This is a genomic window from Desulforamulus profundi, from assembly GCF_002607855.1.
Genome location: NZ_AWQQ01000030.1, coordinates 1 through 7397 on the forward strand (window position 1 = coordinate 1; position 7397 = coordinate 7397).

General features: G+C 47.4%; 8 protein-coding genes. 1 reads left to right on the top strand and 7 read right to left on the bottom strand.

The features are described from left to right. Positions 1-203: 203 nt before the first annotated feature. The 7 genes from cas6 to cas10 all read right to left on the bottom strand — a co-directional run bounded on the left by cas6 (position 204) and on the right by cas10 (position 6816). Positions 204-482, bottom strand: coding sequence for a CRISPR system precrRNA processing endoribonuclease RAMP protein Cas6 (gene cas6, locus P378_RS04355; RefSeq protein ID WP_099082397.1), 279 nt, complete (start codon positions 480-482; stop codon positions 204-206). A gap of 53 nt (positions 483-535) precedes the next feature. Next, positions 536-778, bottom strand: a complete 243-nt coding sequence (locus P378_RS04360; RefSeq protein ID WP_099082398.1) for a hypothetical protein — start codon at positions 776-778, stop codon at positions 536-538. A gap of 20 nt (positions 779-798) precedes the next feature. Then, positions 799-1980: a type III-A CRISPR-associated RAMP protein Csm5 gene (gene csm5 / locus P378_RS04365; RefSeq protein ID WP_099082399.1), complete on the bottom strand. Its 1182-nt coding sequence runs from the start codon at positions 1978-1980 to the stop codon at positions 799-801. Then, the gene (gene csm4, locus P378_RS04370) at positions 1981-2961 is read right to left on the bottom strand and encodes a type III-A CRISPR-associated RAMP protein Csm4 (protein ID WP_180260983.1); all 981 of its coding nucleotides are present in this window, start codon (positions 2959-2961) and stop codon (positions 1981-1983) included. 13 nt (positions 2962-2974) lie between these two features. Beyond that, entirely contained in the window at positions 2975-3700 is a 726-nt protein-coding gene (csm3, locus tag P378_RS04375; protein ID WP_180260984.1) for a type III-A CRISPR-associated RAMP protein Csm3, read from the bottom strand. Positions 3701-3783: 83 nt separating this feature from the next. Continuing rightward, the gene (gene csm2 / locus P378_RS04380; RefSeq protein WP_099082401.1) at positions 3784-4251 is read right to left on the bottom strand and encodes a type III-A CRISPR-associated protein Csm2; all 468 of its coding nucleotides are present in this window, start codon (positions 4249-4251) and stop codon (positions 3784-3786) included. Between the two features lie 57 nt (positions 4252-4308). Continuing rightward, positions 4309-6816, bottom strand: a complete 2508-nt coding sequence (cas10, locus tag P378_RS04385; protein ID WP_180260985.1) for a type III-A CRISPR-associated protein Cas10/Csm1 — start codon at positions 6814-6816, stop codon at positions 4309-4311. 168 nt (positions 6817-6984) lie between these two features. Between cas10 and P378_RS04390 the strand changes: the two genes are divergently transcribed. Continuing rightward, positions 6985-7248 carry a hypothetical protein gene (locus P378_RS04390; RefSeq protein WP_143338407.1) on the top strand — a complete coding sequence of 88 codons (264 nt, stop codon included), beginning with the start codon at positions 6985-6987 and terminating at the stop codon, positions 7246-7248. Positions 7249-7397 lie beyond the last annotated feature (149 nt).

Sequence of the window (7397 nt, forward strand, 5' to 3'; positions counted from 1 at the left end):
TGCTGTTTTCAGAAACAAGGGGTCTGTTACTCCATTGCTCTAATACATCAATGTCGGTTATAGATAATTGACGTCCTTTTTGCTTTAACATATTAAATTAGCACTCCCTATCTGATGATAGGTATTTATTTCTACAAATATCTCTATTTTCCTTCCTATTATGCTAAAAATATCTATTTTTGGTTATTATTGTTTGGAGTTTTTCAACAGTCTCCTAGATGCACAGGTGAGTACATATTCCACTTATTTAACAGGTTTAGAAATACTTTTCTGGGATCGGGCAGGGGGTAGTTGTTTCCTCTTACCCTGAAGGTAGTTGGAGAGTGAAAATATATGCCCACCTTCTTATCTACCTGGCAGTCTATATAGCGGTTATAAATTTCTTCAAAGGCAGTCATACCTGCCCAAGCGTGCTCTTCAGGTTTTACGGTGATACCTGCAACCTGGAAAGAAGCTCCCGCCAGGACAACCTCCTCCTTCAAAGAAGGAGCCCATTCCTCAACTAACCATAGGGACAATTCCTTGTCTATACTGGTTACCCGGAAGGAATATGTCTCACCGGGATACAGTCGCCACCGATTATCCTGGTATGTAACCCTTCCCCACAGGGAGAAACGGTAAAAGGCTTTATTTCCTCTGCCCGGTGCAGGTCCTCTGCCCGTTCTTCAGCCAACCTGCGTACCCTGTCCAGAAAAAAGGCATGTAATAACTGACCCATTGAAGGTGGCACCAGAGACTCTTGATGAACTTTCAAATTAACAACACAGCTTAACAGCAAAGTACAACCTCCGGTTTTTGTTATATTACTGTCATCCATCCCAGGGGCCAGCGGGGGATGCCATCCTCCATAACCGCCCGGCGGGATTTAGGAAATGCAGCATCCCCCCTGGGCATAAACAGAGCGTCCCTGATCTCCCTTGCCAGGTCTACGGGGAGCAACATCAGAAGGCTTGCTCCAACCAGCCCGGAACCCCAGCCTATTCGCCAGCCAGCGGGTGAACTGCTGTAAAAATCCCTCATGTTTCTGACACCCGGTCCGGTTAATTTTTGCCAATAGTCCTTTTCATAGCCCCAGATATCACGAGCAAAATCTTCAATCATTTGCATAACATCCCGGAGACTCTCAAAGGGGACATTGCCCTTATTCTGCCTGGCAAAGGTTTCCAGCAGGGGCTCATCAAGGGTAACACTAAAACTCAGCTCTGCACCCGGAGGAATTACTTCCGCATAGAGCGGGGTTTTTAGATAAACCTCTTTCCCAGTACCGGTAAGGCTTAATATTTGAACCTCCTGCAGTGTCAGAGCCTCTTTGGACAGGGCTGTGGAATCAGATACTTTGAGCACCCTCATGAAATCCCGGTTGGGTCCGGTTGGTCCTCTGCCTCCCGAAACAGGCACTGGCAGATTAAATTTTTGCATTAGTTCATTTTCTATTTGCGCTGCCATGTTTCGTTTAATGCTGTCTTTGAAGGCCGGTTTGCTTCGCTGCCAATCCTCTGCTCTCAGGTATTCATTTAATTTTCTTTTTATTGACTCTACAAAGAGTTCAAACTGATGGCTTTGCTGAGACTTCATTTTCTTTAGAATGCTGTACATAATTGCCGTGCGGATAAACCCTTTGATGGAAGATCCGGGTACAAAGGGCTGGCCATAGGCATCCCGCACAAAAGGGCGCAGTCGGCCGGGCGTCTTGGTCAGAGGTGTCTGGCAGCGATAGATGCTGACCTTATCCAGAAAGTTTTTATTCAAAAAGCCCAGACCCTTTAGATAACCCCCCAATTCAAAGCGAGGCCCCTGACGGCTTATTTCAACAGCTAAACTGTCCAGCCTCTTTTTAGCCAAAAGCTCTGCACCCAGCAGGGTTTCATCCACAACATAACAGTTGCCGCCGGTTACGACCGCTTCCATCGGCGTCAGTTCCTGAGTTTTTCCGCCGACATGCACAGGGCTGACAGTTTTAATGGTTATATTTTTTATCAATTAGTTCACCCCCACCGGTACAGCAAAGGCATAACCATACCTGTACAGGCGGTGACGCCCGGCGTCCCATTTTTCCGGTGTTATATTTACCAGACAGCCACCGGGGGAGTAATCCAACACACTTCCCTCGGCAAACATCCGGCATGATTTCCTTTTTACCTGCCCCGGGGCAAAGGGAGAGGAGGACCAGCCCCGGCGCTCAATGATTTCGTAATATGATCCATTAAGGGATAAATTTATTTCTTTTTCTGATGGATGATACAGGGATAGCAGACATCGAGTCTTTGCCTTTTTGTTATCTTCCAGGAGCAGCTGCCATTTACCCTCCGCCCTCTGCCACTCCGGTTCAAAAAGACCAAGGCCCAGGCTGCGCATGCCTCCCAGGCCTGTCTCGCCCAGCCAGCGGAAAGCTGCCTCCAACCCGTGAATAACCTCCTGGTTCTCTGATTTTATCAGGCAATAAAGCCCGGCCCCGGGGCTGAAAACTATCATACCAGCATAGTAGATGCCGGAGGCGGCGGTTACCCTGTCCAGTTGGACCCTGGGAACCAAGTGATAAACGCGGCTGCAGGCATATGTTTCTTTAATCTTCTTAACTTCCGTCGGGCTGACACTTTTCCCTTTTGCCCAGCGGGCAAAGGCCTCCAGGGAAAGGAATTCCAGCTTATTAAGTTCCTTTAAATAGCTGACATCCTCCATCCTCTCCCGGGACACAGGCGCCGGCCCCAAGGGTTTGGGAAGAAAAAATGTTTCCTTAAAATATGGAAAAGCAGAAGTCAGTAAAAATGGCGGCCTTCCGGTGTTAAAGTCGTGCAGCAGGGCATCCACCGCATCTCTTCCATATATAGCGGCTAATGCATGACAAAGGGCGCCAAACAGGGTATCCGAGCGCAGGTAACTATCTACCTTTTCCATGCCGATTCCATCCTGCCCCAGGTGCAGGGGGGAGTAAAAATTCAACTTAACCAACCAGCAGGTCATCTGCGCCCCCCTCCTAACCAAAGAAGGCTGCCATTTGACCTGCCACAGCCACACATTCTTCCGGGGTTTTAACATCAAATCTTAAAACAGCCGATTTATCGCCCGAGTAGTAGGCCAGGGAACGTCCTTCAAAACTGGTAAAATGGAAAAGCACCTTACCGTAACCCCTGGAACCGTGGCCACCCAGGGTATCATCTTCCACCAGGCCAAGAATTTGTACCAAATAAGTAATATCCTCTTCCAGTTCAGCAATATTATCTGTCTCTACCGTATATAAGATCTCAAAATTAAACTTCGTTCCCCGTGGCACCCGTTCCAACTGACGTGGGTTAGCTGCTGCGGTAACCCGGTCCAGGGAGTTTTCAAATTTCCACTCGGTATACTGTAAGCCGGTTTCTATACGGCTGAGCAGTTCCACACTCTCAGGTGTCATGTGCATGTCCCGGACAATTAAGCGACCCGGTATATTCTTATCACTGCCTTCCCGGCCACCGGTGGCTCCGTAGACCCGGCAAACCGGACAACTGCGGTCCGTGCACTCGTGGCGGTATACACCGTTACCCCCGTAACGATCAAAGGGTACACCGGTTTTCCTCTCCAACAGGGAACGCATCTTGCCCTTGAGAGAACTGCCGGGAACATAGGCTCCCGTGTAACCGGGTCCCTTACCACCGGTGCGTCCAGCCCGCCAATATCCAGAGTATTGCCGGCAGCACCAATATGCAGGCCCGTCACACATTCCATTTCGCCCTTTAAAATAATTTTACCCTTGAGGGGTCTCTTACGTTTATGATCAGACATACTACATCTCCTTCCCCTTAACTAGTCTCTGCCACCGTAGAACTTGTGATAGGCCACAATACTTTCTACAAAGCGAGCAAATTTTTTAAAATCATCAATAGAGTTTACTTTATTAATAGCCGGATCCAATAGTTGCATCAGCGGTTTAACCTCTTTCTGCCGGCCGGCAGCATAGGCTAGCTTGGGTTTAAGCAGCTTGACAGAATCTCTGTCAAAATTACCTTTGCTGCACTCGGACTCAATTTTTTTAACTGCATCCAGAAATTTTCTGATCTGGTTGGTCTTTAAATTTATCTGGCACAGGTACTCGCCAGCCTTCTCTGCATACTCAACCAGGTTATCCACAGCCATATCGCTAAAATATTTGAGACTGCTAATCCCATTAACAATATTTTCAACCACTCTGCCCTGGCCACCGGGTCCGCCCTGCTGACCCCCTCGGCCTTTGTTGTAATCACTGCCGCCACGGGAAATGTTACCGTTCGCCATCTTCTGCTCCCCTCCTGCTTAGTAAATCCAGCCAGGTTACTGCAATACGCAGGCTGGCTACGTTATCAGTTTTGTAACTTTGTTCTTCCAGTTCTCCCACTGTCCAAACCGTTGATATTTTTTCAAGCGCTCACTTTCCCTGGCCAGAACGTAGACCAGTCTGGGCAGGTAGAGCTTTCCTTCCCGCCACCAGATGTCTGATACTGTTAGTAGTTTGTGCAGCAAGCTCTTGCCAAAGATAAATTCAACCCGCCTGCTTCCGGCATCGTAGACCCCCAGGTCGTTCACTGCCGGTTGCAGGATTTCCGCCAGCATACCCCGGGCCTGTTGCCATTTAAAAGTTCCTGTGTAGGCAAGTACACCGTCCTTAAGAAAGTCCGGTCGGGGTGAATAAAACAGGGTGATGCTGTCCCTGCCGTTTGCTTTGGCCTGCTCCTCTGCCTCTCCGGCCATTTCCGCTAATCTGTACAGGGGGTACTTGGGACCCTGCACAGTGATGCCTCCGGAGATCGTAACGTCCGGGTTTCTTCCTGTAAAGTCCTTGAAACAGCGCTCTATATCAAAGGCCACCTCAGTAACGTCATCCCACGATCCCACCAGGAACAAGTCATCCCCGCCGGCATAAACAATAGTTACATTCCTTCCCGAATCTCCAGGCACCAGTTTAAAGGGATCGCCCGCCGGCAGGTTCCCCCGGCATATCTGGTTTATGTGATATTTAAAAAACCTTGTTAAATTGCGAGAAAGCGCCGACAACCTGGAAAATGTTCTGGCCTTGTAAGGTTGCCCCCGGGTAAACAGAGTTCCGAGATTGTCCACATCCATGCGCAAAATGCCAATCCTGTTTCCTCCTACAGCATCCCTGGCCAGTTCGTCAAAACTTTTATAACTCCTGCCCTTTTTAGCCGCATAGCTACCGGTAAGCATTTGCACCGATTCCGGGTGCAAATAATCGTCAACTGACCAGCTATTTAAGACAAGCACTCGCACAGGATTTAAATCTTTTAAGTCCTCCTGCCCGAAACAAATAATATAATAAAAATCTTCAATACATATGTAAGGAAGCTGTGCCGGCTTCTCATCGCTAACTGCAATATATTTTGCCCCGGGCAATTCATCTCCCAGTTCATAAAGCTGTTTGCAAAGTTTACAGGCACGGACAGGTCCGTCACCGTCTGCCGCCAAACGCAGGACCGATAATGTACCGGTCTCACTGTGGCAAACCGCACAGGTTTCCTCCCCGGGTTCCCTGACAGACCAGAAAACCTCCGGGTTGTCCGCAATAATATGGGCAAATTTTCGATTTTTCTTTTCCGTCAAACGTCTTCTGAGCAGGCCCCATATTTGACCCATGTCAACGGGTCTTTTTTGCTGCTCCATGCTCTCCCGGCACAGGCTGCAGTGCGGATGGTTTTGCGAGCGGCAGTTTTTTATTATTTCCTTTATCTTTTTATCTTCGGTATTTACCATCAAAGCCTGGCCGCAAAATTCTACTTTGTCAAGGGCCAGGAATAACCGGCCGTCAAAAGAGTTGTAGAGATAACTGTTGACCCTGGTCTCTATGTCTCCCAGGGCTTTTCTGACAGAGATGGTATTGGGTGCCAGTAGATAAAGGCGCCCGCCGCCGGAAAAAACCACGTTTGCTCTGGTAAGACCCATTTCTTTTAACAGGCTGGACACCACATGTTCTGTCAGCAATTCCAGGAAGAAGGACCTGGCTCGTAAGGTCTTTAAAGCCCCCTTGGAACTGATGGTATAAATAAATTTCTGCACACCGGAAAAGTCCCCGCCAACCAGCAAATATCTTGGTTCTAACCTGTTCAGTATTTCTTCTTTTAAGTATTCTTCCCGGAACCTTTCGCTGTATGTTTCTGAAAGATACTGATAAAGGCAGGCTGCTATAGCCCCTGTGGTTTTCAAATGGTCAAACAAAGATACATCCGGATGGTTTTCGGGCTTCCCCTCTTCCACCTGCGTCTCCGAAGGTATGGCGGAGGTGTATTTTTCTAACAGCATTAGCAGAGCGTTCTCGTTGAACCGGGGAGATAGCTGATGGAACTCTTCTTCAAAGGCCCTGAACAAGCTACTATAATTATCTACCCGGTAGCTGTTCAGGGCCTCTTCATAATTAACAGGAAAAGACAGGTTTTCCGCTGTACCAAGCACCTGAAATTGCCAGCAGTTATGATAAGCTGCTTGGTTCCCGGAATGATTAGCCGACAACCGTGAAAAGGGGGACATCAGAGGGGTATTACCACACCAGCGGCTTTTACTTTTGTCCTTAACAAACCGCTCGCCCGAGGAAAGACTGTCAGCCTCGCAAACAATAAGCAGTTCATTCGCCTGCAGGTAAAAAGCGTCCGTTCTGTCGTGCTTCGGGTTATTTTTATCGACAGCATGGTACCGTGCGGCAAACTCGCAAATATTTCCGGGCAGCCCCTGCTGGGACAGCCAATGATAACCGTGCTCCTGGTGAGTCATGGATTGCCCGTCATGGCAGCCTCGCTGAATAAACTTGCCAATATCATGCAATAACGCCCCTTTTACAACATCTAATAGGTTCAAAGCGATCACCTCCCGGCTGTTGATGAAAATATCAGTTAATTGGCAAAAAATTCTTATACAAATTTTCGTCATAACCAATGTTTTTCCTGCACTTACTTTATTTATTTTGCGGAAATATATTGTAGATATTTGTCGTTTTATATCAATAAACTTATAGATTTCTGCTTTTTGGCGCAAGAAGATACTTTTTGGCAGCAGATGCAAGTTTTTTTAACATGTTTGAAATATGCCCCCGGTTTGTTCTTTCACATTCTACAAAGATTTTACCGGAGAATAATTTCAAAAAATAAAAAACCGCTTTTTATTTTAGTAAGCGGTTTGGTCATTCCCAGAGGGAATTATTTTGTTTTTGGACACGCCAAAACGCCGCTAGCAATGGTGGCATTGGTCAAGTTTCAATTCCCAGAGGGAATTATTTTGTTTTTGGACTAATCACCGTCGACTTGTCCGTCGAAAAGGACAGGGCGGTTGGTTTCAATTCCCAGAGGGAATTATTTTGTTTTTGGACGRTWCATGTTTATTCATATCAAAGAAAATATATTCAGTGTTTCAATTCCCAGAGGGAATTATTTTGTTTTTGG